The following is a 25,845-nucleotide window of genomic DNA, read 5'->3' on the forward strand; positions in this document are numbered from 1 at the left end:
TTAATTTGCTGAACTATCCGCCGGAGCGTTGGCTGCGGCAGTTGTATCGACTGTTGCAACCGTATCGACCACGGCCGCAGCGGAATCTGCAGCGGCTTCTTTTGCCTTAAGCTCTTCTTCCGCAAGCTTTTCATCTTGCGCCTTTTTCATCGCCAAGAGTTCATGGTAGACTATCGCCGGATGGATTTTTCCCTCGGCCATGCCATCGACAAGCATCTTGACCTTCTGGTAAGTTTCATCCTTGTCGAAATCCGAAATAAGCCCCTTGTGTCCCAGCAGCTTAAGAATCTTGGTGTAAAAACTCGCGCGGAATTTCTTGAAACGAGGCTGCATCACATCGTTCAGAGCCGTTTCAAGCGCGGTTTCCGTCTGCATCGAATCGAGTTCAAAGCTGCGGTAAATCGTGCGGATATGGTCGGGAATCGTGGTATCGGGGCTATCGAAATACTTGCGCATTACGTTTGCAGCCTCGGTCTTGTTCGGGTAAGGCCCACGGGCAAGACGCAGGGCGAAGTACAGGGAAAGGCGCCAGTTCTCGGGATAGACTCGGCTTGCACGACGCAGCACAGAGAAGTCGGACGTGTCGGGAGCATCGACCGGAGTCACGCCACCGACAAAGTAATACGGCGTGTAGAACAGGGAATCGAGGCTTGTCGAAAGTTCCGCCACATGGCCAAGGTAAGCGTATTCCCTGCCAGTCAAGTAGCTTTCGCCGAGTTCCGTGAGTCCCTTGATCCAGAAAAGCCCCGCCACCGATGCGTCATGACCAGCAGCCACATAATGCACCGTAGAGGCCTTCGGCAAGAAAGACTCGTCGAAGTTTGTACCGGGAAGCGGCTTCGCGAAATGGAAGGCCACCGCAATCACCGCAATAGCAAATATGAGGCAAACTAAATAACGCACGTTTTTCGTCTCTCGTCTGTAGCTCGCTTGCGAGCGTTCTTTCGTCTATAATTGGCAGGCCTCCGCCAATTTCTCCAGAGCATCTACGCAGTCGTTCGCGAAGTTCTCGGGATGTCCGCTGCGCTGGTAGGCAAAATTCAAGCCACTGGAGCTGTTGAGGACGTGGAACTTGCGCTTGCCACCGCCGTTCGCGATAGCCGTAAGCACGGTCTTTGCATCACCGCCCTGACCGCCCGGGACACCAGGAATAGACACCCCCGGAATCAGGAACGGAATTTCATGCTTGTGGGCAACCGTGTAGGCGGTAATCTTCTCGAGTTCTTCAGGATGCGTCGCACCGACAACGGCACCGAGGTAGCCGAGGTTTGCGTCCCATTCCATAATCTTGTCAGCCACGGAATAGAAGGCTTCGGCGTTGTCGCGCGGATCGTCGCTGCGGACCACCGGCAAGTCCTGGAAGTCATGGGCGCCCTTGTTGCTCGTGCGGAGCAAAACGTACGCACCGTTTTCGGAATTTTCGCGGATGAACGGGCCAACGGAATCGGCACCCATCCAAGGGGACACCGTCACGGCATCGGCCTTGTACACATCGTAAGCGGCAGTCGCATAGGCGGCGCTCGACTTACCGATGTCACCGCGCTTTGCATCCAAAATAACGGGGATGCCTGCGCTGCGATAATCAGCAATCAGCTGCTGCAACACGAGCATCGCCTGCACGCTCACGCATTCGTAGTAAGCGCTATTCGGCTTCACCACGGCGGGCGTCACGTTACGCTTGAGGCAACATTCCAGAATTTCGGAATAGAAACGCTTGATTTTGTCTTCGGCGGAACCTTCGGGGCAGCACGGGTCGATCAGCTTCATGACCGGATCCATGCCGAGGCAAATCGGGTTGCCGCACTTGGCGATACGTTCTTCTAAACGGGCCTGAAAGTTCATTACTTCAAATCCTCTTGAATCTGGGCAGCTTCGTAGCTAAGGATACCGTGAGCGACAGCGACGTTCAGGGATTCGAGTTCGCTGCTCATCGGGATCTTCACCGTTTCGTCGGCGAGTTCGATGAAGTACGGGTTGGTGCCGGCACCTTCGTTACCCACGAGGAACGCCATCTTGCGGAGCTTGTTCTGCGGAATCTGGCGCAGGGACTGCTTGGCGTGCAAGTCAGTTGCGATAATGGTGTAACCCTTGCTGCGCAAGAAGTTGATCTGGTCAACGAGATCGACGTCGAATTCAAAAGGCACGCGGAGGAAAGTGCCCGAGGAACCGCGCACAACCTTCGGGTTGAACGGGCTCACAGTGCCGCGGCCAAGAATCATGCCGTCGGAACCAAAGCCGAGGCTCGTGCGGAAAAGCGTACCGAGGTTACCCGGATCCTGCACGGCGTCCACGAGCGTAATCACGCTGCGGCTAGATTCATAAACCGGTTTTTTGCTTGCGATACGGGCGACAGCGACAATGCCCTGTGTCGTCACGGTCGAAGAGATTTTCTTCATCTGTTCGTCGGTGAGCACGTTCAGCTTGATTTCGGCTTCGTTAATTTGTTCAATCAGAGCTTCGTCGTTGAAAGCTTCGGTCACGTACACGCCGAGAACAAGCTCGCGGTGATGCGACACGAGTTCCTGCACCACGTGTACGCCTTCGCCAAGGAAGCGGCCTTCGCGTTCGCGGCCCTTTTCGGTCGTGAGGGCGAGCATGCGCTTGAACCAAGGCGGGTTGAAGTTGGAATCTTCGCTAGCCTCGACTTCGGCCACGCGAGCTTCGAGTGCGGCTTCGTCCAATACTTCTTCGACTTCTTCCTTCTGTTCTTCGGGGCGCTGGCGGTAAATCGGAGCACCTGCAGAAGCAAATTCGCGGCGCGGGCGACGGTCGCCGCCAAAGGAGCGGCCCCTGTCACCGAACGGGCGGCGACCTTCGCGGCCTCCGAAGGAGCCACGGTCATCACCGTCGCGACGCGGGCGGCGTTCACGGTCGAAACGGCCTTCGCGGCGGTCACCACGATCACCACGATCGCCGAAGGGTTTACGGTCGCCAAACTTGCGGTCTCCACGGTCGCCCCTGCGATCGTCGAAAGAACGGCCTTCGCGGCCACCGCGTTCTTCACGGTCGTCGTCACGACGCGGACGACGTTCAGGCTTTTCGCTCACTCCGAACTTACGGTCCAGAGTCATCTTTACGGTGCGGTTTTTATTTTCTTCGCTCATACTTTTTCCATGATTTGTTTGGCGACGGATTCCCCGTCAATTTTCAAAAGCTTGAACAAGGCAGGAATTTCACCCTGTTCCACAAAATGATCCGGCAGGCCAAAACGCAACAGGCGTTTGCCTTCAAGTCCGAGATCAGCAATAAGTTCAGCCACGGCAGAACCGAAACCGCCCACCAGCGTGTTGTCTTCGAGCGTCACAATCGTCTTGTGCGCATCAAAGAGCTTGCGGTAAGATTCAGTATCCAGTGGCTTGATGATTCGTGCATCCACGACCGTTGCGCTCTTTCCGTTTTCGCGGAGAACGGCGGCCGTCTTCTTGAGTTCGTTCGTCATGAACCCTGCACCCAAAAGCAAGATGTCCTTGCCTTCTTCCAAGACCTTCGGGAGCTTCACGTCCACGGTCTCGGGAGCGGGCTTCAGGTGTTCTTCGAGGGCGGTGCCGCGCGGGTATCGGATCGCGACAGGGCCCTTCATGTCGATAGCCGCGCGAATCATATCGCGCAGCTCGTTTTCGTTGCTCGGCGCAAGGATGGTAATCCCCGGCACCGTGCGCAGGTAAGACAGGTCGAACGCGCCATGGTGAGTCGGGCCATCGGCCCCGACAAGCCCCGCACGGTCAAGCACCATCACCACATGCAAGTTCTGCAAGGCAATGTCGTGCATAATCTGGTCGTAGGCGCGCTGCATAAAGCTCGAATAGATTGCGACCACCGGCACCACGCCATCGCAGGCAAGGCCAGAGGCAAACGTGAGCGCATGTTCTTCGGCAATGCCCACGTCAATCACGCGTTCCGGGAGTTCACGGGCCACAATGTCCATACCACAACCGGTAGGCATGGCAGCCGTAATGCCGATAATGCGTTCGTCCTTCTTCGCAAGTTCCAGGAGCGTCTGCCCGAACACATGAGTCAGCGACGGATTCGGGCTCCCCGGAGAAAGCGGCAAACCGCTTTCGGGGTCGAAAGGTCCAATGCCGTGCCATTTGGTCGGGTTCTTCACGGCCGCATCCAGGCCGCGTCCCTTCTCGGTCAGGATATGCACCAGGCACGGGCCCGGCTGTTCCTTGACGCGCTGCAACAGCATAATGAGTTCGTTAATGTCGTGACCATCGATCGGTCCAAAGTAACGGATACCGAGGTCTTCAAAGAAGCGGCCCGGCTTCACCACCGTCTTCGCCGCATTTTCCGCCTGCAAGAACAAGTCGCGGAAACGCGATCCCAGAATGCCCGGCAGGCGCTTCATCAGGCGGTCGAGGTCCGAACGCATCTTGTTGTAGACCGGGTCCGAAATCACGCGGTTCAGGTACTTGCTGAAGTTACCCACGTTCGGGGCAATGCTCATCTTGTTGTCGTTCAAGATGATGGTCATGTTCTGCTTCGAAAGACCCGCGTTGTTGATGGCCTCGTAAGCCATACCGCCCGTCATGGAACCGTCACCGATGACGGCCACCACGCTGTTCTTGTGCTTGAAATGGTCTCGGGCCACCGCAAAACCAAGTGCTGCCGAAATAGAGGTCGTCGCGTGTCCTGCACCGTAGCAGTCGTACTCGCTTTCGTTCCTCTTCAAGAATCCCGAAATACCGCCCTGCTGGCGAAGCGTCTCGAAACGGTCGAAGCGCCCCGTCAAAAGCTTGTGAACGTAAGCCTGGTGTCCCACATCCCACACGATCTTGTCGTCGGGGGCGTTGAACACATAATGCAGAGCGAGCGTCAGTTCCACCACACCCAGGCTAGACGCCAGGTGACCGCCATGCTTAGCCACTTGACCGATGATGGTCTCGCGGATCTGCGACGCCAGGTTGTAAAGCTCCTCTACCGAGCAATGCTTTATGTCCTGGGGGGACTTGATATTCTTAAGGTCCATTATTTAACCCTGGTAATGATGAATGCGGCAATGGAGCGCAGGATCGTGGTATCGCACTTGAGGCCGTCCAGAGCCTTGAGCGATTCCTCGTACAGTTCATGCGCACGCTCGCGGGACTTTTCGAGGCCCACCAGCGCCGGGTACGTCGCCTTACCCTTTTCGATGTCGGAACCGGCATCCTTGCCCAGTTCCTCGGTCGTAGAAACGATGTCCAGAATGTCGTCCACAATCTGGAACGCAAGGCCGATGGAGCGGCCGTAGTCGCGGATAGCCCCGATAGACTTGTCGTCGGCACCGGCAAGCATTGCCCCCACCTGGAGAGCCGCCTCGATCAGGGCCGCCGTCTTGTGGTAATGGATGTAATCGACCGTATCAAGGTCCACCTTCTTGCCTTCGCATTCGATGTCGATCATTTCGCCACCGATAAGGCCGTAGGTGCTGAGCAGGTGCGCAAGCACTTCAATTGCCTTCGCATTGCCGGTCTTGCCCATCAGTTCAAAAGCCAAAACGCAGAGGGCATCGCCAGCCATCACGGCGGTCGCTTCGCCGAACTGCTTGTGGCTCGTCGGCTTGCCGCGCCTAAAGTCATCGTTATCGATGCAGGGCAGGTCATCGTGAATCAAGCTGAAGGTGTGGAGCATTTCGAGGGCGCTCATGGCGTAGTCCACCGAATCGCCCTTTCCACCGAACATGTCAAATGCAGCACGCACAAGTGCCGGACGGAGTCTCTTTCCACCGGCGAACATCGAATAACGCATCGCCTCGTGGAGCCTTTCCGGACGGTCGGCTACGGGCGGCAAAAATTCTTCAAACTTCTTTTCCGCAACCTTAGAGATGCGGGACAGGTAATCGAGGGCAACAGCCGCTTCTTTTTCAAGATTTTCCATAATTACAAAGATACTTAATTTCGGGTTCCTATACAAGCCTTGACAAGCCGGAAACAAGGCCAGAAACACTTAAAAAACCGCCTTTTCCGGGCGGTTTTCTCATGTAATAAAATTGTATTTGTTGCCTAGAACAGAGCGCCGTAAAGCGTCACGTCGTCGATGTAGAAATCGGTGCCATCCTGAGCAAACAGGTGGAACTGCTTTACGCCGCCCATCATGCTGTTCCAGGAAGTGACGCAGCTTTCTTCGTTCGCACTTCCGACGCACAGGTCCGCCGGATTCACGACAATGCGCTGCCATTTAGACGAAAGCTTTAGCCAAGCGGTCGACGCCTTGATGTTTACGGTCGGGGTCACCCAGTTTTCGATTGCGAGCTTGAGAGATCCGTTACCCTTCGCATAAAACACAACCGAGTCAATTACCGCGAAGTTCATGTAGTGTTCAAACGAAGTTCCCACAAGAACCCATGCGTAGTCATCGTTAGCAAGCTTATAGTCGCCATGGAACACATTGGACTTGCGAGTGGAATCGTATTCGACACCATCCGTGGCAAACTGCGCCGGTTTAATGGTCGTTCCCTTGTTCAGCGAATCGGTATTGATATACCAGCCATCGGCACCGTTTTCAAAGTCCTGGAGAACCTTCACGGGGCTCAAGGTTTCAGTGCTGTTGGGTTCGGCAAAGGCACTCCATTCGGCATAAAGGGCACTGCTGCTATCGGCTGTCACAAAGTAGATATCAAGCGTATCGTTCGCCGGAACATTCGGAAGCACGTAAGACCCGACATTGTTCGTCTTTACCAACATGTCAAGTCCGTAGACGCCCACCCACAGGTATTCCGCACTGGACTGTAGCGTTACCTTGCTCGAAATCGAGGCTTTCGCCACCAGGTGCAGCGTATCTAGCTTAGCGAGTTCCTTGGCGCTATAGACGCTAGAGAACGCATATCCGTCTTTTTCCACCGTCAAGCGGTAGTCACCGGACGTAGGCCACTTCATATCGAAGCGTCCGTTCTTGTCGGTCTGAAAATCAGGCTCCACCAGCATATTCTGAACGGCAAGCTCTTCGACCCTAGCATCAGCCTTGCGGAGCGCCACCGTCGCACCGGCAGCGGGCGAACCATCCTTGAACAGGGCCACAACCTGTGGCAGGCGAACCGTATCGGGCACCACCGTATCGATATCGGCGGTATCCTTCGCAGAAGTATCCACGGGGACCTTGACCTCGCTGCGGTAGTCCTTCATCAGCGATTCCCTCGGAGTCACGTAAATGCTCCGTTCGCCGAGATTCTTAGAATAGTCCTCGCTCATGAAATAGAGTTTCAGCGAATCATTCGCCGGGAGTGCCGAAAGCGCAAACCAGCCGACCGAATCGGTCTTCACCAGGACATCGGTCCCGACCACGCCGACCCACACCGCAGAACTTCCTTCGGGAATATCCACCACGCCGGCCACGACCGCAGTCGGAAGCAGGTCCACCGTATCGGGTGCCGTAGAAACACCCACCTCGGCAAAACCGTCGCGAGTCACGACCCTAGAGTACGCGACGCCATCGTGCAGCACCGTGAGGCGGTATTTACCTTCAGCCGGGATATCCACCTTGAAGTTGCCCGATTCATCGGCATACGTATCCGCAACGACCAGCGCATTTTCCTCGACGGCCTCAGTCGACCTGAAATCGACCTTGCGGAGCGCCACCGTCGCATAAGACGCGGGCCTTCCATCGGCATAGGCCAATCCGTTCGTCGTAATGCTTCCCGGACCACCGGCTACATCTTCCTTTTCGGAACAGGCGAACAAGGCAACCGCTAGAGGCAAAAGAAAGAGCAATTTTCTCATTTATCTTTCTCCTTTAGAGGTTTGGTGAACGCGAGCGGGAACATCTGGATGTTCAACTGGAATACAGTATCGTCATCTGTCCCTTCTTGGGATAAACGTAGTAAATCTTCACGGAATGCGTTAATCTTTTCGCGCAGGAGCTGGATATCGTCCATGCAAAAGGTCATCGTGACCGTGCTGATGTCGCGTAGGAACGGCTGGTGCCTATCCAGGGATTCATCGGCGAGGCGGATAGTTTCGTGCTGGAAGGCGCGCACGGCCTGCGAGCGCCAGTTTCCGCCAGTAGAAACGAACATGTCGTTCACCTTCCAGTAGCCATCGCGGTCCGTCGAAATCATGTTGAGGTCCGAAAGCAGCTTGACCGCGTCGCGGGCTTCTTTTTCGGTAATGTTCGGAGTACAGCTTTCAGCAAGGCCCTGGTAGTCGTCCTTGAACTTGCAGATTCCAATCACGGAGCGGATGGCGTTGTAGTACCAGTGGCGGTAAAATTCGAGTTCCTTCTTCTGTAACAGCTTGAGCGAGACACCCTTGAGCGCCTGCATGCGTTCGTAATGCTGGAGTGCGTCGGAATCGGTTTTTGCACGGCCGAAATACACCATTTCGGCCCAGTAGTCGGCTTCCTTGCCTTCGAGTTCGAAGAAATCCGCAGCGGGCTGTATCAGGCTGAGCGGCAAATGAATCTTGCCCTGGGACACGCGCAAAAGGTTACCCGGATCGGCCCCCATCTTCATGGCCATGTAACGCCAAGAAATGACAGTTTTGCGCTGCTTAAAATCCTCAAAGGCATCCCTCAACCACTCGCGATAGTCCGTATATTCGAAAATCTTCTTCATAACAATAAAGATAATTCCTTGACTATCAAAAACCTATGATTTGGGACTAAACTCCGTTGTCGAACTTTACAACAGTTTTCAGGTCCTTGTCGCAGGAAGCACTCCAGCGGCATTCCGGCTTTTCAGCGATGGATTCATCGGCGCAGGTGCCCCTAAAATAAAGAATTTCGGGATTTTCGGGAGATCGTCCGTAGGCGACCACGTAGCTCAGTTCGCCCTCCGTGGAGACGTTCACCAAGGGGTCCGCCATCAACTTCCCCGTGAGCAAAATCACACACTCGTCCTTGCGGGGCATCAGCGAATCCGCCTCACCCGCTATCGGAACCCAGCGAAGCTGAAGCGGACGAAAATCGACCTCGGGCTCCTTTTGGCCGGCACAACCGGAAAAGAGGAGAATTGACAAAGCGACGAAACTAAAAACAATAAATAAACGCAAGTTTAAATCATTCCTCTTCGGCCCTTCGGCAAGCTCAGGGACCTGAGTCAGTTAGCGAACTTGCAAACCACACTCAGGATGACCCGCTCCAGGGAGACATACTTCTGCCTACCTGGAGTGTCTGAACGTTGCGCTGGTGACGCGGTTGCGTCCATTTTCCTTGGAGGCGTACAGGGCCTTGTCGGCGCGTTCGAACAGGCGTTTCGGGTCTTCGCCGGCAATCATTTCGGCAATACCGAAGGAACAGGTGATCTGCTGCTGCTTAATCAGCTGGGCGCTTTCGATAGCCATGCGGAGCTTTTCGGCAAGGAACTGGGCGTTCTGCATCGGCGTATCGCCACAGAGAATCACGAATTCTTCGCCACCCCAACGCACCAGGGCGTCGGTATTGCGGATCTTGCTCTGGATAAGCTTTGCAAGGTTCACCAGGACCTCGTCGCCCACCATGTGGCCGTAAGTATCGTTCACATACTTGAAGTGGTCGATATCCAATATGACGAACGAAACCGGACTATCGTTCTTGCTCAGGTTTTCCTGTTCACGCATCAGCACGGAGCTGAAGCCGGCACGGTTGAGACATCCCGTAAGCGGGTCTTCCTTGCTGGACTTTTCGTATTCGCTCTTTTCGATTTCGAGGGCACGCAGGTTCTTTTCGAGTTCTTCGCGTTTTTTCTTGTTGGCCGCACGTTCGCGGCTGTAGTCGAAGAAGCGGATCACGAGGATAACAAAGAAGGTGATGAACCAGAGGGCGACAAGCGCAATCGCCAGCTCTTCCTTTTCGATCATCTTGCCCTTGAAGCAAAGCCCCTTGATTTCAAGCGTTCCGTAGCCAAGCGGCGCGTTCGTACCCGTCTGAATTTCGATCAGCGGAATATTAGACAGATCGACCCTTGCATTGTGGACGTTGATTTCGTTCTGGGCCACCCACCAGCCAGCCACACGGAATTCCTGCGGAACAAATACGGCCGGATAGGTTTCTTCGAGCGGGAAAAATTCAATTTCGTTGAACTTGAGCGACGTTTCGTCACCGGGGCGCGAGAACGTACTGTCGTAACCGCGCATGTAAAGACGGACCGTACCTTCGCCACGGGGTTTCACCCACACGAAGATGCTGTCGAACTTGGAGAGGTTTTCGCCACGGGCCTTACCGTCGCCCAGGAAAATCTTGACACCCGCATACGGATAGGCATAGCCTTCCTTAAGTTCATAGTCCACGATAATGGACGAATCCGTACGGATCAGCTGTACTGCCGAAGATCCACCATCAGCGGAATCGGTTTCAGCAATCAGGTACGGGTAGTCATTCAAATAGAGGGGTTTGATGACATCCATGCCGTTCTGATATGCGAACAATGCGATGACCGTGACGGCCAACAGCACGAAAATCAGGATATTCATCCTGAACAGCACGTATATCTTTTCAAAAATCCTAGACATGGGCGATTCCTACCATTAATCTCGTTTTAAATATATAAAAAAGAGCGACTATTATTCCAAAATGTCATTTTTGTATCGACAAAAGACGCTTTTTTACAGATTTTCGGAGTCTAACGGGAAAGCCAGCGGCCCAATTTGCCAACGACGGGGCGCAAGGTGCGTGCAAGTTCCGCCTGGGAATGTTCATCCGGATGGCCGTGGAGCGCTACGTTATCCGTACGAACCTCGATAAATTCCAGATCCTTTTTCCCTGCGGCGAGCTGACTTTCGTAAATGGACTTAACTGTGGGCGTAAGGTCATCATTCGGCCAGACCTTGGTAGATACCAACAGGAACCGGACTCCCGGATGAGCGCTACGAAGTTTTTCGAGCAGTTTTACATACGCCTTCTTGTAATCGTCCTTGTTCGCATAGGGAGGATTCCCCTGAAAATCGTTGATTCCTATAAAAAGGACTATGACCTGAGGATGGAAGGAGTCGAAATCGTAACGCAAATCGGTATCGGTAATACCGCCTGCCAGGTCGGATTCCGCAAGACCGGGAACCGTATATTCGTAAAGGCGGCTTATGGTCCATTCGGGGACGATATTGTCGTAGTTGCGTACAAGTCCGCGTCCGCTAAAGGCGTTCACCTGGAAATCAGCCTTGAAACCGTCGGCCAGCAGGAACGCATAACTCTTCGAGGCATTTGTCGCCTTGAACACAAAAGAATCAGGGTCGCCCAGTTTGCCGTCGACACCGTAACCGACGGTAAACGAGTCGCCGATAAATTCGATACGGCGATTCGTATGTTTCGGGGGAGGGGCAAAAGAGCCCGCCTTGTCGGTAGAAACCTTGTACAGGCTTATTCCACCGGGATTACTCTCGCTAATCTTGATAAGTCTATAACGGTGCGCACCGCCCGCAGTCTTTACTTTATACACATTCCTGGCACCGGTTTCAATGACGGCGATCTGCTTACCGTCTTCGTCTAGGCGAAAGCGCGCTTCGCCTTCCAGTTCAAATTCCAGGAGCTTCGCAGAGGCATTAAATTCGACCATGGCCGCAGGCGCACTCGTGCGGCTACATTCCTTGCCGTGTTCCCAACGGCCGCTAAACAACAGATTTTCGGAAAACTTTTCCACCGGGACCTCCGCACCCAAAGAAACAACGGATAGCAGGGCGACACCTGCCAATGAAGATTTAATCCAATTCAAACAACGCATAGAGGAATAGTAGTAAAATTAAAAATGAGCAATCGCGCAACTGGTTTTTCTACATTAGCTAACATGAGATTCGCCCGGTTGTCATCTGCAAGTATATTGGCCTTAGCGGCATACGGTTTGCTGCTGGGCGTTTCGGCATTTGCCGGAAACGATCGCCCCGACGAAAATTCCCCAACCCTTCCCGAACCGGGTTCCCCCGGAGACACGCTTACCCGCGAGGACGCCCGCATGGCACTCCTCGTCTACAAGCTGCTCGACAAAGACGGAAAAATCAAGGGCGCCAACATCAAGAACGGTGAAAAGCTCTTCTATCAGAACTGCAGGTCATGTCACGGTGGCGACGGCAAGCGATTCAACTTCGCCCGTTTCGACGAACCGCCCGCCTACATCGGGCAACGCGCCCGCGAAGAAATGCCCACCTTCTGGCACCAAATAAACTTCGGTGACGCCGAACGCGGCATGGAACCCTATATCGACGAATTCACGCTACAGGAACTCATCGATATCGCAGGCTACGCACAGACGCTCCCCTAACGAGTTACTAGTTGATAGGATGCCTTCAACACAATTGTCAGCGAATCCACCCAAAAACGAAGAAGCCCGCCTTCGCGGGCATGACATTATTAGGATGACAATACCGTCCAGTAACTTGGAACTCTTCTACGGTTGCTTACTGTTGTAGACCTTGACTTCCTGAATAAAGGACAGTTCAAGCATTTCAGGGGCTTCGCTACCGTACGGCTGGATTTCAATAAACTGCGGAGACTTCGCAAGTTTCAAGGCATGCACAAAGAAATTCTTCTCGATTTCCTTGTCGCCACGCTTTGCAGGGTTTTTCACCTTTGCGCCGATGAGCGCACCGACGGTCTTTGCGTAGCGCAATACCTGCACCAAGTCGAAATTGCTCAGGCGCTGGTAATTACTTCCGTACTTCGTCGAATTGAGCGCTGTCCGCAAGGTTTCGGAATCCACAGTATCCTTGAGTTCATAGTCCGGAGCCTTCGCCTCGGGCCATGCCGAAGCAAAATCCTTACGCCATTCTTCGGTAGGTGCCGCAGAACGGTTTTCGGCACTCCGTTCCACAAACGGGCAGTAACCGTAATTCGTGAGAATCTCAAAGGCGCGACCTTCAAGATCGGGTTTCAGGATAAAGCCGTAGCCGGGAATGAATTCCTCGGCACATTCCATGAACTGCGGGAAACGCGCAAGTTCCCCGAGGACGTCGGCATTTTCGATTTTAAGCAAACGAACGGTCTGCACCTTCGCACCGTAATACGAGGAGTTCCATTCCGCAAGGGTCGATTCCACGTTCACAGGCGGCTTGATCCAGCTCTTGAAGCTTTCGATTTCGGATTCCGCCATTCCGCACTTAAGGCCGCGCATATAGCTTTCGCGGTTCAGCGAAAAGCGCAGGTACATCTCGTCGTTTTCCACCTTCGCAAGGCATGCCAGCATAAACAGCACACGCGGCGCCGTTCCGGTCGATGCAATCAATTCAAAGTTCGGAAGGCAGGAAATATTCTGGTCGGGAACAGACGCGATAGACGATTCCAGCCAATCCTTGCCGGACTGATCCAAAGCAACCGTTGCGATTTTTCCACCGGCAACCGTAAAGCGAATCAGTCCCAAAAGCCACAGTTCACGAAGGACGCGCGGCAGGTAATCCCATGCGAGTTCGCCACCCTTTTCCTGCAAGCGGAAAGTCGGATCCATGACCCAGAACAGGTAAGCGGCATCGGCGGCAGACTTCGGCTGTTCCAGCTTGCGCAACAGGCGCACACAATGGCTGCGGTCGCCACGGAAACGTTCCTTGAGCCACCAGGAAACAAGATCCTGATGCAGGCGGAACCCGTTCTTATAAAGGAATTCAATAGCCCTTTCCGAAGGTACCAGACAGGCATCCTGCTGTTCCAGCCAACCGTTCCCCGTAAGGAAACTAAAGATCAATGACAGTTCGTTCTCGGCGGCCTTTTCCGAAAGGCGCTTTGCCGTAATAAAGGAATCTGCACAAATCTGATAACTGCGGCGGTGCAGCGCACTGCTATTGTTTATCTTGAGTTCGCCCTGCATGGCGTAGGCAAGCACTTCGCAAACATGCCAGTCCACAAGATTCTGGTAGGCAATTCCCGTTCCAGACGCATTCACCGATTCCGCTGCCGGCAGATCGAAGCTGTCCACAAAATTCGAGAAACCGTAGTAGACGGTCGTATTGGCCGAAGAGGTGCGCCAAAGCACAAATTCACGGCACATCGAAAGAAGGAACGCCTGCAGGTCGCGAGCCTTACTCACGGGAACGGTCAGACGCAGTTCGTTGTAGGTGAGTCCCCTGGAGGCACTATTATAGATGAGTTCCAGGCAACGGCGCTGCCAGGGCTCCATTTTTTCGCGCAGGGTTTCGATACGACCTTTGTCGCTATAAAAAGAAAGAGTTTCGTCTTGAATCAGCGCATTGTTCAACAAGCCCTTATGGCCAAAAGCCTTCGCATGGGCATTGCGAAGAAGCGGCTTAGACATCCCGTCAAAAAAAGCATTCAGATCAAACATCAATTCCACCCTTAACTAGGGCGGACAAATATAGAAAAAATTTCAGCCGTTGCTAGGGTAGCGACTAGCGCAGCGAGGCTTTCACTTCTTCGATAGAGCCGGCCACGGTCTGCTTGTTGTTCCAGATACGCATGAAACTCTTGCCGTAATGCTCGGTGACAACACGGTTATCGAGAATCAGCACCTTTCCGGAGTCCTCTTCGGAACGAATCAGACGACCAAGTCCCTGGCGCAATTCCATGTAGGCTTCGGGAACAAAGAATTCCTTGAACGCATTCTTGCCTTCGGCCTTCATCTTGTTGGCAACCCCTGCCACCAGCGGATCCACCGGATTCGGGAACGGGAGCTTCGGGATCACCAAAAGCTTCAGCGCATCACCCGGGAAGTCAACACCTTCCCACAGACTCTGGCAGCCAAGCAGACAGGCGCCACGGGACTTACGGAACATAGCCACAAGTCCATCGAGCGAGCCGTCCACATGCTGGCACAAAAGCAACTTGTTCTTCTCGGCAAACACCGGAGCAAGGGCCGCCTGCGCCTTCATCATCGCAGAAATACTGGTAAACAGCACCATCGTATTTTCTTCGACCTCGGGGAGCACGGCACAAAGCGTCTCGTTTACGGCGTCGTTGTATTCCGGGACAGACGGCTTGGGCAGGAACTTTGCCACAATCATCGAGCGGCGTTCATCCTTGCCTGCCGATTCGGTATAGACACGCACAAACGGGTTCTTCTTGCCATCGAGGCTGTCCATTCCCATCTTCTGGACAAAGTAGCTCAAGTCACCCTGCACCGAAAGCGTTGCCGAGGTGAAAGTCGCCGACTTGATCCACGGATAGAACTTTTCTTTCCACGGGGCAGAGGCATCGAGCGGACTGGCGTGCAGCTTGATGGTATGCGGATTGAAGGGTTCTTCCATATAGAAAGCCCAATCGTCGCGCCCCGCCTTCACTACAAATTCGAAGTCCTGGATAAAGCGGGAAAGTTCCGTCATGCGACCGCTAATGTCACTCAACAAGCCCGAAAGTTCCTTCTTGGCAGAGGCGAGTGCGGCATTTGCAGCAATCGAAGTCGCCAGGCTTTCGGCAAGCTTTATCGCGTTCAGGCCCTGGTCAATGAACGTGGCAGGGTCGGCATCGTATTCGGCCTTGATACCGGATACATAGGTAAAGCCGTTCCTGGTATTTTTCTGTTTCGCAAGTTTCTTGCCAATCTTCATAAAGAAACGGTGCAGCGCCTTTTCGGTTTCGCTAAGCGATTCCGTAAGGTTTGCACAGCTTGCTAGCAGCTCCGTTTCTTCGGCGGGAATGCGCTTTTCGAGTTCGGCAACAAGCCCGTCGCGATTTTCGGTTTCGCGGCCCTTCGAAGGCACGAGCGTCTTGATAATGTTCCTGAGCGCAAAGAACGAAACCGTGCGTCCGAACGCATTGCGGCTCACCTGCGGGAGTCGATGCGCTTCGTCGAACACGATATGTTCGTACAGCGGGAGTAGCGCAAAGTCGAGGCCCATGTCGGCAAGGAACAGGGAATGGTTCACTAGCACCAGATTGGAATTCATCGCGCGACGCTTGGCGGCAAGGGCCGGGCACTTATTGAAATGCGGGCACTTTTCACCGAGGCAGGACTTCGCGGAACTTGAAATCTTGGACCAGAGTACACGATTGCGGCCCTGGCTAAAGGAATTACATTCGTTCACGTCGCCCGTTTCTGTCGAGTAGACCCACGGCACTATCGCCATGAAGGAATCACGTTCGTCGCTTTGCAACAGGTTCTGCGGAGCCTTCAGAATTTCTTCGAACTTGCGGAGGCACAGGTAGTTTTCGCGACCCTTCAAAACGGCGGCCTTGAGCTTGCCGTCGAACAGGCCTGCCACCATCGGAATGTCCTTACTCCAGAGCTGTTCCTGCAACGCACGGGTCGCGGTACTGATAACGACACGTTCACCCGACACCGCCTTGCACGCGGCAGAAACCAGGTAGGCAAGCGACTTGCCCGAACCCGTCGGGGCTTCCAACACGCAGAGGCCACCCTTGTGCATGTTACGCTCCACCACCGAGGCAAAGTCCTGCTGGTTGTGGCGCACCTGGAAATTTTCAATCGCCGCAGAAAGGAGCCCACCCTCCTTAAAGAACTCGCTCACACGCGGGGCGCGCTCCTTGACCGGAGCATTTTCGAGCGGAACGTCCGGCAACTTGAACTGCGGAAGCTCCGAGGCATTTTCATTTTCGCCCCATACAAGCGACCAGTCCGAACCCCTGGCAATTTTTGCGAGAACCTCCACAAGCCACGGGTCCGAATTTGCAATCTTGTCAAGCGCCATGACGAACAGGTGACCGCAGGCCTCTGCATCGGGGAGTGCGCGGTGCGCACGGCTACGCTCAATGCCCAGCTCCTGCACCAAGGTATCGAGTCGGTGATTCGGCACATTCTGGTAGGCAATGCGCGAAACCGTCAGAGAATCCCACACCGGGTGGTTTTCAAACGAAACACCCACCTTCGCGAAAGTCTGCTTCAAGAACTTGGAATCGAACATCGCGTTATGCGCGACAATCGGCAAATCACCGATAAACGAATAAATCTTCTGCGCCACGGCAGCAAACGTTTCCGCATTTTCGAGGTCTGCGTTGCTGATACCCGTAAGCGATTCGATAAAAGGACGAAGCGTCACCGAAGTCGGCTTAACCAGATAATCGACCGATTCCTTTTCGACGCCGTTTTCAAAACGCACCAGCGCCACTTCGATAATTTCGTCCTTTTCAAAATCGAGACCCGTCGTTTCAAGGTCCAGCGCAACAAAAGATTTAATTTCCATTTGATTCCTCATAAAACTTTTTGCGGTATTATAGCGAAGGCACCACCTTCGTCAGGCTATCGAGCAAATTTTCACCGTTTTTCACCTTGAGCGTATCGCTGATAGCACGCCAGGCCGATCCGTAGCGAAGCGGTTCCACGGAGCCTGCGTCGGGCAGGTCACGACCTTCTTCGGGGAAATAGTAATCCATCAGGTAGTCCCCTTCCACCAAATCGTCAAAACTGAAACTGCCGTCGGCCTTGCAATGTTCCAAATAGTACTGGTTCGTCGCAGCAGAAAGCAGGCGCACAATCGCCTTGGTATCCGCTCCCGAAATTTTTCCACGCAGTTTCGCCAGCTTCAACTTGCTCACCGTCTCAAACTTCTGCAAACGTTCATACTTGAGTTCAATCACCGTATCGCGCTTTCCGTTGCTATCGGCAGCGGCAAGGGTCGTATCCATGTAACCCATCAAGAAAATGACCGAAATGTCTGTCTGCCACGGAGCCGTCTTTTCGACCGCAAAACGCACCGGATCCATCTGCTTCACCTGCAACTGCGTCGTATCCTTGTTTATCGCGACATAGAAAGTCTGCGTAAGCGAATCGAGTTTCGGCTTGTTGAAATGCACAATCAGGGAATCGTCCGGGAAAAGCACCTTCGCCTTGGAATTCGTCTTTACCCCCGTAACCTTGGGGGGAAGCGTATCCGACTCCATCTTCTTCCATTCCCATTCGACTTCATTCCTAAGGGTATCGAGCGGACGGAACATCGAATCTTTCGCGGTGTTACATGCAAACTTATAAAGAGTCTCCTTTTTCGGAGCCGGATCAAAATAGAACTGCGGCTTATTGGAAGACGCCCCCCTATAAACCAGCTTCGGATAAAGCACCTTGTTTTCGGGAGAGGTCAGGTGACAGTTCGACGTATCGGCAAATACGGAATCAAAATAGACGTTACGCGTAAAGCTTGCCTCAAGCACGTTAGCAAAGGGCTGCGATACCGATTCAAGTTCAAGCTTGGTCGTATCCATGTCGGCAATGGCAAGCCACAACGTGTCGGCCGTTTCGGCAGACAGGTTCAGGTCACCCGTCCAGATACCCACCTGCTCGGTAGAAAGTTCAATCTTCTGGTTACCATTACCATCCATAAAGGCGACGACGCGGTAATGCCCCGCCTTAAGTCCCGTAAGCGTAAAGTGTCCGGCACTGTCGGCACGGGTCAGATACAGCGGAGGTTCCTTCAACAACAGCGGTTCCTTGCTGATTTCCTTGGTGGTCGTATCACGGTACTTTTCAAGATAATGCCTAGAGTTGCGCTCTTCACCCAACAGGAAAAGTCCGATACTCGGATATTCCTTCTTGCGCATCATCGCCTGGTCCACAAGCACACGGCCCGAAACCGTCAACGAATCGATAATGGCACCCGTCGAGAACACCACCTGGAAAGGCTTTGCAAGGGCGTTCCCGTGCAAGTCCTTGATGCCGCCCGCAAAGGTAACCGTATAGGTCGTTCCCGTATCAAGCTCGGCACGCGAGGTAAGGGTCAACTTGTTGCCGCTCACCTCAAAGCGCAATTTCTTGTCGATAGGCGGCGAAATGGAAACGGCGCTTCGCGGAATGGACGCGTTAATCCACTCGTCGAATTCGAGCTTGACCATCAGTTCGTTCGGATGGTTCGTCGTATTCGGTGCAGGGTAAACAGCCGCCACACGCGGCGGGAGCTTATCTTCGGGGCCACCGCTAGGAGCCACCTGAGTCGCGCAGGACACAAGCGTCACGGCAGTCAGCGCCACGCAGCAAAAAAACGCACCTATTTTCAACAACGAATACTTCATCAGTCAATCAGCTGGATAATCTTGCCCAGGCGTCCCCAACGAATGCGGAACGGAAGCCTCCACCAGGTAAACGGATTTTTAAGGGAGAACGCCTCGTCGTCATTTTCGAACGAGAAATAGATTACGAACGCCTTCGCGCGGATATTCCTGAGCGAAACAAATCCCCAGTAGCGGCTGTCGGCGGAATTGTCGCGGTTGTCGCCCATCATAAAGAACTGCGGAGTCTTCACCACGTACGTTTCGAGCGGCTTTCCACCCAGGAGCAACCTGCGGCGAATTTCAAACTTCGTATTTGCCGGAGCGTCAAGCGTATCGCCCGCCATGCCTTCTACCGTGGATCCGCCATCCTGCGGAGCATCGACATCGACAAGTTCCACAGTTCCCGCATTGTCTTCTTCGGCCTGGTTCAACAGGGCGACATTCCCTTCAAGGTCACGCAGCAGCGAACCTTCGAACGCAATGTAACTCACCGGGCGCATCATGCCCCCCTGAAGGTTCGGGTCGATCATCGGCAGGTACGCAATACGCGAAAGTTCCTTAAAATACGCAAACGACATCACGCCCGAAACCGAGTCCCCCTGCGTAAGCCGCTGCTGAATGAGTGTGCGGTTCCGGCGGAAAAGTTCATTCAAGGCAAGGCCACGGTCATTTTCCACGGGAATCCTGAAATTCTCGAAGTCGTAGTTGTTGACTTCGACACTGTCCTTCCAAAGAGATATTTCGAGTTCCACCGATTCATCCGGATTTTCCTGCGCCACCAGGGAACGCAGCCACCACAGCTTTTCGAGCGGCATCTTGTCGACCACAAACGAGTCCCCCACCGACGGCACTACGAATGCGTCGCGCTCGTCACGCGGAGAATAAGTTCGTGCAGTCGCCGTGTACTTGCCGCGCCCGGGCAAGGTATCCTGCAGCACACCGTTAATGTAAAGGCGACCCTTATGCACCGCCACCGTGTCGCCGCTCACCGCCACGCAACGCTTGATGTAGTCCTTCGGACCATCGGCATAGTGAATCAGGTGCGACTGCCCCGGCTTGGGTTCGTGATCCCAGTAGAGGTTCCCGAACATCAGCGCATTGAACAGGTGCGTATAACGCACAGGATTTCCGTCAGGATATTCAGGTTCGCCTGGATAACGGAAAATCACCACGTCGCCCTTGGCCGGGTACGCGTATCCGGGGAATTTCTGGTTGCTAAACGGGATCGGAGAGCCGTAGGTAAACTTGAGTCCGAGCAAGAAGTCGCCCGTATGGAGCGTATCTTCCATCGACCCGCTCGGAATCTGGAACGCCTGGATTACATACTGAATAACAATCAAGGCAAGCGCCACTGGGACAATGATTTCCCGAAGCAGGCCCTTCACAAATTTCTTCATCGAAAACGGTTCTTTATTTTCCATCGGTATATTCAACTTAAAATGCAATTAAAGGTTACGGATTTTCTTGACGAGTGAACGACTTACCACCAGCTGGGTTGCCGCCTTGTCGCGAAGCACCATGACCATGCGACCGGCATCGCCCTTGCGGCATTCGGCAATGTAATCGATAGCCACAATGTGCGAACGGTGCACACGCGTAAAATGCCTCGGGTCCAGTTTTTTCTCTAATTCCACCAGCGGGGTATCTATCACGTACTGTCCGTTTACGGTATAGACGGTCGTGTACTTTTCTTCGCTATGGAAACGGATAACCTCGTCAATGTTCACGAACAAGATACGGTCGCCCACCTTCACCTGCAGGCGCTGCAAGTAAAGTCCGCTCATATCCACAAGGTGCCTCAGCTTTTCCCAGTTCAGGTCCGACGGAACGGTCGTATCGTCCACTTGCGGAATCGCCTTGCGGAGCTTTTCGATCGACGAAGCCAGGCGTTCGGGGGCCACCGGTTTCAAAAGGTAGTCCACCGTATTCTCTTCGAAAGCCTTGAGCGCGAAATTATCGTACGCCGTCGTAAAAATAACCAGCGGCACGTCATCGCCATCCAGGGAATGTAGCACTTCGAATGCGTCCATGTCGGGCATCTGGATATCCAGAAACACCACGTCGGGCATCATCTCATGAATCATCTTGACAGCCTGCGCCCCAGACCCCGCCTCTCCCAAAATCTCGATTTCAGAAGAATAAGGTTCCAATAGCGAAATCATGCGCTTGCGGGCAAGCGGTTCATCGTCAATGACAAGGGCTGAACACTGCATATCACTCCTTGGGCTGTTCCGTTACGGGGTTCTTCGACGAATCTTTCACAATGGGTTTTTGCGGAGCCTTGAAGATTCGAATCAAATCCGCATGCAGGCCGTCCTTGTCTTCGTAAAGCACGCCCGCAGAAGTCATGTAGCGCAAGTTGCCGAATTTTATGCGCTTGAAATTCCAATGGATCTTGTCATTCGAAAGCGAGACCTTGATGGTGCTATCGGAAACAACGAAAGTTCCCTTCAGCGAGTCCGTCTCCATCGTATCGCGCAAAGTCAGCTGGACTGCTTCAACGGAATTGTCTTCCAGAAGCGTCATGCGGACCATACGGCTTGTGCAGTCATCGCACGGCAGGCGCCCCGAATAAAGCCCCGGCACATCCTTCGGAATTTCGATAGGGGGCAAGTCGGGCAGGGGTTCCGACTTTTCTTCGGAACAGGCCACGAGCAGGGCTACGGTGCACAGCGAAAACAAGAACTTTTTTCCACTCATGCGCCTAATTTAGAAAACGAAAAGCCCGCACGAGCGGGCCCAAGAGCGATTATAATGGAAATTCGCAATGTTTATACGGCGCTGCGATAGAGCCGCTAGATTCCCTTGGAATACACGACCCTGAAGCCCACAGTCTGGCCACGGTACATAGGATCTTTCTTGTTACGTTCGGCAGATGCAAGGGCGGTCACCTTGTCGGACCATCCCCCACCACGGATTCCCTTGAGCGTGCCACTCGAAGCGCCCGTGTAATTGACCTGCGAAGTTGTCGGCAAACTGGCATACCAGTCCCCCACCCACTCGGCCACATTTCCGCCCATGTCGTAAAGGCCATAAGCATTGGGGATGTAGCTTGCCACTTCGACCGGTCCCTTGGACTGGGCGTAATAGGCATATTTCGACGCCTCGGCTGTTCCCCAGTAATAGGTAGACTGCGACCCCGCACGGGCCGCCACTTCCCACTCCATTTCCGTCGGGAGGCGAACCGTTTTTACGGCGTAATTTACAGACAAATTCACAAGTTCCCCGTCCGCATTGATCGACTTGTACACGTAAGCCGTATCAAGTCCTACCAGCTTCGAAATCGCATTGCAGAAAAGGGCCGCCTCGTACCAGTTGACGTCATAGACGGGATATTTGCCGCCCTTCGCCGTTCCCTGCATCACTTCGGAGTAAAGTTCCTGCGTCACCTCGGTTTCGCTCATCGAATATTCGTCCAGCGAAAACTGGATATTGCCACGCACATAAGTCATTGCGGGAATTTCTACCATTTTCAGATAATCCGAAAGGTCCGGCAACGAATCCGTTTCACCTTCGGAGCTGGACGAATGGACCTCCCCTTTATCCTTGTGGTTGGCCTTCCATCCGCTTATAATAGCTTCATCAACCTCGAATTCCTCGGAGCTCCCAGTCGCCGTACACGCCGCAAGCGTCAAAACCGAAAGCCCACACAACAGTAGCCAATTTATAGACTTCATTCGCATAATATGTCCCGTTCCTACTTCACGATACCCACGCGGTAAAGTTTCTGCTTGGTCTTGCCACTTTCGAACTTCACCTTGAGTCTTGCCGTATAGACGTCAGAACCCAGGTGCTTCAAGTCCAGACTTTCAAACTGGTTGCGTCCCTGCTTCACGTCTTCCATCTTGGTCTTGAAAACGCAAAGTCCCGTAATGTCGTAAAGTTCGAGGGTTGCATTCTTCGCATTGTTGCCAATTTCAAAGCGAGCCTTTGCATTGCCGCCACGAACCGGATTCGGGAACATGAAGAATTCAGAGATTTCGTCTTTTGCAGTCACCTTCTTTATGTCGCCGAGTTTCGAGGCGTCAAAATACCCGGTACGTTCGTTGCCACCGGCAGGAAGTGTCCACGCCGCACTAGACGAAGCCGCTTCGAGATTTGCCTTACGCAGGCGGAATGCAGCCAGGTTGTTCCGGTGCAAAGCGTAAAGTTCCGGGCCCGACGACTTTTTATCGGGAATCGCATTCGCCACAAAGATACTCATCGGTTCAAGCGTCTTTGTCGAATCGACATCCTCGTAGCTTCCTGCCGCCATCGGGAATCCATCCGTTACCGCCTTGCCCTTACCCGTATAGGCATAAATAAGTCCGTCGTTACTCGGCACCAGGATTTCAGGAATTTCATCCCCCGTCACGTCAACCAGCAACGGATCGCTAAGGAATTCAAAAATAGGACTGCCACGAGAAATCTTCACCGGGAAACCATCGACCGGAAGCCCCGAACGGTCAAGAGCATACACCAGGTTATCGCCCAAGAAAACGATTTCCGGGTATCCGTCGTTATTGATGTCACCCAAGGCAATGCCCGAAGTTTCTTCGGGAATCCAGCGGATAGAGGCACTCAGGGCGCCGCGCTTATAGGATTTTTTCCAATTCAGGGCATCCTTCTTTTCCGAGACGCTCGCCACGGCTACAGTCCCAAGGCTACCCACCGCAATCACGTCGGCCGTTTTATCGCGGTCCATGTCGGTACAGGCAATACGGAAAATTTCACCACTCTTGCCGTTCAGCTTGATTTCGCGATCCTGCACATACACAGAACCCGCAGAAGTCACATAGGCAAACATTTCCTTTCCATCTGCCGTGCCGCAGTAGGCAATATCGTTGACGCCTTCACGTTCAGCGACCCGCTTCATTTTTCCGTTACTTCCATTGAACGAAACGACGCCTTTCACGGTCGCAAAACGAACCGTATTTTCAAGCACCATCGGCCCCGCCAAGGCAGAATCGATCGCAAAAGCCTCCTGCGTCGGCAATCCTCCGGCAAAAACCGTTTTCACAAGTTTATTCGCGTGCAGGCTATACACAACGTTGCCGTCGCTTGCCATACCCACAAGCGGTCCATAGCTTGCATCTACGCGGTAGAGCGGAATTTCGATATCGGCACCGCTACGGGTCAGCGACTTCTGTGTCACCACAGTATCTGCCGGGAACAACGTATCGCCCAGAGCACTGAACACCTGAAGCGTACCATCCGTTGCGCCAACCACCAGAAGCTTTTCGCCCGCATTTTCAGGATCGTCCACGAACACGGCGCCACGCACCGCCGAGGAAAGACCGATATTGCGCGGGAAAGCGCCGTCCTCAATACTTCCATCGTCAATGCTTACCGTCACGCTAATCTTGAGCGCCGCAAAATTTTCCACGCTGTCGCCCATAAAGGCATTCGCGGTCTTTTCTACACGGGCCTTCTTGGGAACCTTCACCGAAATCTTGATTCCGGTATAGCCTCCCTGCGTCGTCATCGTATTTGCATACCCCGTAGAGCCAATCGTCTTGACCGTGTCGAATTTCTGCTTGGAATCCTTCGAAGGAATACGCAAGTGCGGCATCAGGTCGGTCCCCGATCCGTAATCGTAAGTGTCTTCACCAATTGCGTTCTTGAAAGTCTTGCCAATGCTCAACAGGCCGTCGGCCTCGACCATCGCGATTCCGAACTGGTGGTCGCGCAAGGTGTCGCCGCCCCAGAAATTCGCATAACCGTATTCCAATGTTTCACGCAGGTACCAGTCATTCACGCGCCACACCACGATGCCGCTTGCCGGAATTCCCGCATCAAAGCTGTTTGCGCCGACAACGATTCCTTCGGCAGCCTTGCTGTACTTTTTGCACTTGGTCGTAGAACTGTCACCGAACAGGGCGTTCAGGCATTCCACCGGCACCGTCTTCACCGTGGTATCCGAATTTTCCTGGGCACCACGGACCAACACGCTCACCTCGCCGTCTTCGTTCCAGCTGCGCTGGCGGTTTTCAATCAGCAAGTACTCGCTTGCACTCAGCGGAACCTTCACGATTTCGGTTCCAAGGCCGGTTCCCGCCGCAGCGATATCAATCGTCACGGGCTTTCCAGCCACAGGGCGTACTTCCTTCACCTGCGACCAACCCATATAGGCACGTTCCCACGCTGCAGGGAGCGAAGGCAAGAAACCGTTGCCAGCATTATAACCCGCAAAGTCCATCACGTCAAAATACCCGAGGCGGCTAATCCCCTTCACCACATCATAAGTGCTCGGAAGGCCAAGCTCATGGGCAATCTGGTTAATCATGATTCCATTGATTCCCCAGTTGAGTCCATCCTGCGAGGCTGTTTCGCTCATTACCATCATCGAACGCAACGTGTCTACGGTGGCATCTTTCAGCACAAGTCCCTCGACCACCGACGAATCCTTACTCACCTGTCGAACGGCGGCATACTTCAGTGTATCCGGCAAGAAATTCCAGAGGTACTTGTCCACGTATTCGTCAAAGAAATCGCCCGGCGTATCGGCACTGCGCGCACCGGAGCTACCGCCATCGAACAGGCCGTTCGCCCCTGCGTGAATAATCATGTAGACGCGCCTCGTATTCGAATTTTTCGAAAGGGGTTCGCTAAACGGAGAATCGCCCGACTGGTGTGCCGCCATCACCGCATCGTAAACAAATTGCATGTAGTCGCGGGTGCGTGCTTCGTTGAATTCAGCCGTCTTTTCGCCGTCTCGCTTGCCGGTACGGTTGTAATCGATAATCTGCTTTTTCAGTTTGTATGCGCTTGTCGATGTCGGGAAAATATGCGAATCGATCACCAGCTTTCCGCCGCTCACCTTGTTGAAATAGGCGTTCGCAAAGTCGAAATGCTTTTTCCAGTAGGGAACACTGTTGCGCCGCCCCGACGGGTCCAGCTTGTAGGTTTCCTTTTTTTCCTTGTCGGAATCGAAGGTTCCGTCTCCCGTCGTCAAGCTATTATCAGGGCTTTCCTGTTCGAATTCCACGCGAATTGCATAAATCTGCAACGTATCCGCAGCAATGACGGGAACAACAGAGAACAGCACAAAAAACAATGCGAAAATCTTGGCATTTAACTTCATAGTTATAATTTACAAAATAGAGCCTA

19 protein-coding genes are annotated in these 25,845 nt (G+C 53.6%); 1 reads left to right on the plus strand and 18 read right to left on the minus strand.

The genetic code is table 11. The features are described from left to right. From Q0W37_RS01695 to Q0W37_RS01740, 10 genes are all read right to left on the minus strand, one after another. On the minus strand, window positions 1-903 hold the full coding sequence (locus Q0W37_RS01695) for a hypothetical protein (protein WP_297698154.1): 903 nt from the start codon (window positions 901-903) through the stop codon (window positions 1-3). A gap of 45 nt (window positions 904-948) precedes the next feature. Further along, window positions 949-1,842: an orotidine-5'-phosphate decarboxylase gene (gene pyrF, locus Q0W37_RS01700; RefSeq protein ID WP_297698156.1), complete on the minus strand. Its 894-nt coding sequence runs from the start codon at window positions 1,840-1,842 to the stop codon at window positions 949-951. Further along, window positions 1,842-3,104 (minus strand): RNA methyltransferase, encoded by a 1,263-nt coding sequence (locus tag Q0W37_RS01705; protein ID WP_297698158.1) that lies wholly within the window; start codon window positions 3,102-3,104, stop codon window positions 1,842-1,844. The genes pyrF and Q0W37_RS01705 overlap by 1 nt, the downstream gene beginning before the upstream one ends. Next, complete coding sequence (dxs, locus tag Q0W37_RS01710) at window positions 3,101-4,969, minus strand: 1-deoxy-D-xylulose-5-phosphate synthase (protein WP_297698160.1); 1,869 nt, start codon at window positions 4,967-4,969, stop codon at window positions 3,101-3,103. The genes Q0W37_RS01705 and dxs overlap by 4 nt, the downstream gene beginning before the upstream one ends. Beyond that, window positions 4,969-5,856 carry a polyprenyl synthetase family protein gene (locus Q0W37_RS01715; RefSeq protein WP_297698162.1) on the minus strand — a complete coding sequence of 296 codons (888 nt, stop codon included), beginning with the start codon at window positions 5,854-5,856 and terminating at the stop codon, window positions 4,969-4,971. Before Q0W37_RS01715 ends, dxs begins: the two co-directional genes overlap by 1 nt. Window positions 5,857-5,981: 125 nt before the next feature. Continuing rightward, window positions 5,982-7,694, minus strand: coding sequence for a carboxypeptidase-like regulatory domain-containing protein (locus Q0W37_RS01720; RefSeq protein ID WP_297698164.1), 1,713 nt, complete (start codon window positions 7,692-7,694; stop codon window positions 5,982-5,984). Then, window positions 7,691-8,527, minus strand: a complete 837-nt coding sequence (locus Q0W37_RS01725; protein ID WP_297698166.1) for a TIGR02147 family protein — start codon at window positions 8,525-8,527, stop codon at window positions 7,691-7,693. The genes Q0W37_RS01720 and Q0W37_RS01725 overlap by 4 nt, the downstream gene beginning before the upstream one ends. Before the next feature lie 46 nt (window positions 8,528-8,573). Continuing rightward, a complete protein-coding gene (locus tag Q0W37_RS01730) occupies window positions 8,574-8,930 on the minus strand; it encodes a hypothetical protein (RefSeq protein WP_297698167.1) in 357 nt (118 codons plus the stop codon). A gap of 141 nt (window positions 8,931-9,071) precedes the next feature. Beyond that, window positions 9,072-10,400 carry a GGDEF domain-containing protein gene (locus tag Q0W37_RS01735; RefSeq protein ID WP_297698170.1) on the minus strand — a complete coding sequence of 443 codons (1,329 nt, stop codon included), beginning with the start codon at window positions 10,398-10,400 and terminating at the stop codon, window positions 9,072-9,074. A 110-nt stretch (window positions 10,401-10,510) separates the two neighbouring features. Next, on the minus strand, window positions 10,511-11,524 hold the full coding sequence (locus Q0W37_RS01740; RefSeq protein WP_297698172.1) for a GDSL-type esterase/lipase family protein: 1,014 nt from the start codon (window positions 11,522-11,524) through the stop codon (window positions 10,511-10,513). Window positions 11,525-11,668: 144 nt separating this feature from the next. On the opposite strand from Q0W37_RS01740, the gene Q0W37_RS01745 reads away from it, so the two are divergent. After that, window positions 11,669-12,139, plus strand: a complete 471-nt coding sequence (locus Q0W37_RS01745) for a cytochrome c (protein WP_297698174.1) — start codon at window positions 11,669-11,671, stop codon at window positions 12,137-12,139. A 126-nt stretch (window positions 12,140-12,265) separates the two neighbouring features. Here Q0W37_RS01745 and Q0W37_RS01750 read toward each other — a convergent pair whose 3' ends face one another. The 8 genes from Q0W37_RS01750 to Q0W37_RS01785 all read right to left on the minus strand — a co-directional run bounded on the left by Q0W37_RS01750 (window position 12,266) and on the right by Q0W37_RS01785 (window position 25,819). After that, on the minus strand, window positions 12,266-14,149 hold the full coding sequence (locus Q0W37_RS01750; protein WP_297698176.1) for a hypothetical protein: 1,884 nt from the start codon (window positions 14,147-14,149) through the stop codon (window positions 12,266-12,268). Window positions 14,150-14,213: 64 nt separating this feature from the next. Then, entirely contained in the window at window positions 14,214-16,961 is a 2,748-nt protein-coding gene (locus Q0W37_RS01755) for a helicase C-terminal domain-containing protein (RefSeq protein WP_297698178.1), read from the minus strand. A gap of 28 nt (window positions 16,962-16,989) precedes the next feature. Further along, window positions 16,990-18,777, minus strand: a complete 1,788-nt coding sequence (locus Q0W37_RS01760; RefSeq protein WP_297698180.1) for an Ig-like domain-containing domain — start codon at window positions 18,775-18,777, stop codon at window positions 16,990-16,992. Then, window positions 18,777-20,177: a signal peptidase I gene (gene lepB, locus Q0W37_RS01765; protein ID WP_297698182.1), complete on the minus strand. Its 1,401-nt coding sequence runs from the start codon at window positions 20,175-20,177 to the stop codon at window positions 18,777-18,779. The genes Q0W37_RS01760 and lepB overlap by 1 nt, the downstream gene beginning before the upstream one ends. Before the next feature lie 24 nt (window positions 20,178-20,201). Next, the gene (locus tag Q0W37_RS01770) at window positions 20,202-20,969 is read right to left on the minus strand and encodes a LytTR family DNA-binding domain-containing protein (RefSeq protein ID WP_297698184.1); all 768 of its coding nucleotides are present in this window, start codon (window positions 20,967-20,969) and stop codon (window positions 20,202-20,204) included. Between the two features lies 1 nt (window position 20,970). Further along, complete coding sequence (locus tag Q0W37_RS01775) at window positions 20,971-21,456, minus strand: copper resistance protein NlpE N-terminal domain-containing protein (protein WP_297698189.1); 486 nt, start codon at window positions 21,454-21,456, stop codon at window positions 20,971-20,973. A gap of 95 nt (window positions 21,457-21,551) precedes the next feature. After that, window positions 21,552-22,433 (minus strand): formylglycine-generating enzyme family protein, encoded by an 882-nt coding sequence (locus tag Q0W37_RS01780; protein WP_297698190.1) that lies wholly within the window; start codon window positions 22,431-22,433, stop codon window positions 21,552-21,554. Window positions 22,434-22,453: 20 nt separating this feature from the next. Beyond that, the gene (locus Q0W37_RS01785; RefSeq protein ID WP_297698192.1) at window positions 22,454-25,819 is read right to left on the minus strand and encodes a hypothetical protein; all 3,366 of its coding nucleotides are present in this window, start codon (window positions 25,817-25,819) and stop codon (window positions 22,454-22,456) included. Between the last annotated feature and the right edge of the window lie 26 nt (window positions 25,820-25,845).

It is taken from the genome of uncultured Fibrobacter sp. (genome assembly GCF_947166265.1).
In the GTDB taxonomy this organism is placed as follows: Bacteria; Fibrobacterota; Fibrobacteria; order Fibrobacterales; family Fibrobacteraceae; genus Fibrobacter.